The sequence below is a fragment of the Sporomusa sp. genome, from assembly GCF_057736855.1.
In genome coordinates this window covers 1-2,203 of sequence record NZ_JBYKYF010000408.1, presented here as the reverse complement: position 1 = coordinate 2,203, position 2,203 = coordinate 1, and the positions used below count along the sequence as shown (strand labels likewise).

Here is a 2,203-nt window from a genome sequence, read left to right as displayed (position 1 = left end):
GTTTGGGAATCTCTACCTAGCCTGCCTTGCAGCAGGCTATGAAAAAAAGGCATTCGATTATCTCGATGAATACAGGAAGAAAAGAAGGAAAAAGTAGCGCCTTCTATATCTGTAATCGACCACCTATGCCAATAGCAAACATAAACATATCCTCATAGCTGCCCCTCTCATTTTATAAAATTGCCTCATCCTTTAATGTTCCTTTGTCTGGGTTTGCCTGTGTGTGTCTGCGCGCAGAGAGGGGATAAACTCTCCTGTCCTTACCTCTTGATTTAACCTTTCGCCGAGTCTTTCAGCAGTAACATCTAAATCATACTGTGATTGCAGCCCGAGCCAGAACTCCGCTGATGTCCCAAAAAACCTTGCAAGCCTTAAGGCAGTATCAGCAGTAATCCCACGCTTGCCAAGAACAATCTCATTGATTCTCCTTGGTGGCACACCAATATTTAAGGCCAGTTTGTTTTGACTTATACCCATCGGCTTTAGAAATTCTTCTAAAAGGACCTCGCCTGGATGCACAGGATAAAGCTTTTTGTTCATAACTCACCTCCTTAATGATAGTCAGTTATTTCCACATCATAGGCATCAGCTTTCTGCCAGGTAAAGCAAATGCGCCATTGGTCATTGATCCTGATGCTATATTGACCTTCACGGATACCCTTTAGCTTTTCAAGCTTATTAGCCGGTGGTATCCTTAAATCATTCAGGCCTCTGGCATTATTTATCATTCGTAACTTCCTTAATGCAGTCTGTTGAATATCTCCTGGTAATTTATTCGATCCCTCCCGACTATACACCCTTTCTGTTTCCCTGTCCTTGAATGATTTTATCATCTTATTCATTATATAACGGATAGCGTTAAACATCAAGGGTTACATCAGAGGCATATACCCCTCAAGTGCTTTTTAACACTTTCTCTTCTTATTCATGCCACCTCGCTGTTTAAGGTTTGGCTGCGTCCTTTTTTCATCCTCCCTTCATTGGATTGAAAAACCACCTGTTTTTATTCAAAGCAGAGCCTTTCAAAAACTGCCAAGCTGTTGGCGGTCAGGTATAGTGATTTGTTATGTGGTTTTTCCAAAAAAGTCCGAGGCAAATGATTTTATTAAGGGACCTACAATTGGCTCTAAATCTGATAATGGAACTACTTTAATAGAGAGGCCATTTTTTACTGCCTGTTTTCTAAAAACATCATTAGCAGTAGAATTTTCTGTAATTATTAGCTTTTCAGCCCATTTATTGTTAGCCTTCCATGCCTCTCTAAAAAGAGCTTCAATGTCTTTTTCGTTCGGAGATTCATCAACTACCCGTGACAATACATGTCCAAATACATAAGCGCTGGCTGCATCCATGAGCACATAGATGTCGTAAGGTTCATCCTTTACAAACAAAAACTCTTCATTAATTCTGACGGCTATCCATGCTTCATTGACACGAAACTGATCGGGAGTAAGCATAATAAATATTCCTTTTATTTAAAAATATCTATAGGTATGAACTGCATAACGTAAAGCTCACCTGCCGCTATGGAGCGCCAGCGGAATAGCGGTCAGGTGGAGCGCCTTGTTAGACCGCTGCATCAATTAGGACCACCATGTTCTTTGTACCAAGCATAGAGAGGGGCTGGGAGATTCTGTTCAGAGTTGACACCAAATGATTGGATTGTCTTGCCGTCACTAAGAATGCAGGCAAAGACTTCTCCTGTTTCATTGTTGATGGCAAAGGCAGATTCCTCAATGCTACAGCTGTGAGGAGCGCATCCACTGCCCACATAGAAATTCCCTTTAAGCTCAAGTTCTGAAGAAACGGAGAGATTTTTAAAGAAATGATCGTACTCGGCTCCAAGAAGTGCCTTGAATTTTTCTTAAACAGCTGATTCGTTAAAGACCCTCGTAGGATGTTGACCTACATATTTCGTTAGATCAGCCAGGTGGGGCGGCTGTGGTGCTTCCTGGAGTTGAGGCGTCGGAGTTACTTGTGCCTCTTTGGTTTTTGGGGTTGGAAGCCGAAGAGATACAAGCTTCCACGCCACGAGACCTTCGCGATGGAACACAAAGGTAACTGGATCGTCTATATCCCCTTTCTTTTTTACGGAAACAGCAAACCTATCGAAACTTTCGTAACCCATAGTCATTTCTATATCCGAAGTTCCACTCGGTTTGCTCTCCGTGTTAGGGGCCCCTTTTTCAAGGTTTGGTATGTT

At 42.2% G+C, this 2,203-nt stretch carries 4 protein-coding genes and 1 pseudogene; all 5 read right to left on the bottom strand.

Features of this window, described 5'->3' with window-relative positions:
- Window positions 1–192: 192 nt before the first annotated feature.
- Window positions 193–540, bottom strand: coding sequence for a HigA family addiction module antitoxin (locus AC29Z1_RS16950; protein WP_488272625.1), 348 nt, complete (start codon window positions 538–540; stop codon window positions 193–195).
- An 11-nt stretch (window positions 541–551) separates the two neighbouring features.
- A complete protein-coding gene (locus tag AC29Z1_RS16945; RefSeq protein WP_488272624.1) occupies window positions 552–842 on the bottom strand; it encodes a type II toxin-antitoxin system RelE/ParE family toxin in 291 nt (96 codons plus the stop codon).
- Between the two features lie 222 nt (window positions 843–1,064).
- A complete protein-coding gene (locus AC29Z1_RS16940; protein WP_488272623.1) occupies window positions 1,065–1,457 on the bottom strand; it encodes a hypothetical protein in 393 nt (130 codons plus the stop codon).
- Between the two features lie 122 nt (window positions 1,458–1,579).
- A pseudogene (locus AC29Z1_RS16935) lies at window positions 1,580–1,849 on the bottom strand (Ivy family c-type lysozyme inhibitor); the annotation flags it as partial.
- Window positions 1,850–1,864: 15 nt separating this feature from the next.
- On the bottom strand, window positions 1,865–2,203 hold a 339-nt coding region (locus tag AC29Z1_RS16930; RefSeq protein ID WP_488272622.1), incomplete at its 5' end, for a hypothetical protein.